At 52.2% G+C, this 1,150-nt stretch carries 1 protein-coding gene; it reads right to left on the reverse strand.

What is annotated here, in order from left to right:
- Positions 1-10: 10 nt before the first annotated feature.
- Positions 11-1,150: elongation factor Tu (tuf, locus tag SPL01S_RS24155; protein ID WP_062791875.1), on the reverse strand; the 1,140-nt coding region annotated here is incomplete at its 5' end.

Here is a 1,150-nt window from a genome sequence, read left to right on the forward strand (position 1 = left end):
TTATCAGCGATTAAGCGATAACTTTAGCAACAACACCAGCGCCAACAGTACGGCCGCCTTCACGGATTGCGAAACGCAGGCCGTCGTCCATCGCGATTGGGTGGATCAGGGTTACAACCATGTTCACGTTGTCACCTGGCATTACCATCTCTACGCCTTCTGGCAGTTCGATGGTACCGGTCACGTCAGTTGTACGGAAGTAGAACTGTGGACGGTAGCCTTTGAAGAATGGAGTATGACGACCACCTTCTTCTTTGCTCAGGATGTACACTTCTGAGTCAAACTTGGTGTGTGGCTTGATTGAACCTGGTTTAGCCAGGACCTGACCACGTTCGATATCTTCGCGCTTGATACCACGCAGCAGAACACCCACGTTCTCACCAGCACGGCCTTCGTCCAGCAGTTTGCGGAACATTTCAACGCCGGTACAGGTAGACTTAACGGTGTCTTTGATACCCACGATTTCAACTTCTTCGCCAACTTTAACGATACCGCGCTCAACACGACCGGTAACAACGGTACCACGACCGGAGATGGAGAATACGTCTTCGATTGGCAGCAGGAACGGCTTGTCGATAGCACGCTCTGGTTCTGGGATGTAAGAATCCAGGAAACCAGCCAGCTCGATGATTTTAGCTTCCCACTCTGGTTCGCCTTCCAGTGCTTTCAGCGCTGAACCACGAACAACCGGCAGGTCATCACCAGGGAAGTCGTAAGCAGACAGAAGTTCACGAACTTCCATTTCTACCAGTTCCAGCAGCTCTTCATCATCAACCATGTCGCATTTGTTCATGAATACGATGATGAAAGGAACGCCAACCTGACGACCCAGCAGGATGTGCTCACGGGTCTGAGGCATTGGGCCGTCAGTCGCAGCAACAACCAGGATTGCGCCGTCCATCTGAGCAGCACCGGTGATCATGTTTTTAACGTAGTCGGCGTGCCCTGGGCAGTCAACGTGCGCGTAGTGACGGCTTGGGGTGTCATATTCAACGTGAGAAGTGTTGATGGTGATACCACGAGCTTTTTCTTCTGGCGCGTTATCGATCTGGTCGAAAGCACGTGCAGAACCGCCGTAGGTTTTAGCCAGAACGGTGGTGATTGCTGCAGTCAGGGTAGTTTTACCGTGGTCAACGTGGCCGATAGTACC

The organism is Serratia plymuthica NBRC 102599, from assembly GCF_001590925.1.
In the GTDB taxonomy this organism is placed as follows: Bacteria; Pseudomonadota; Gammaproteobacteria; order Enterobacterales; family Enterobacteriaceae; genus Serratia; species Serratia plymuthica.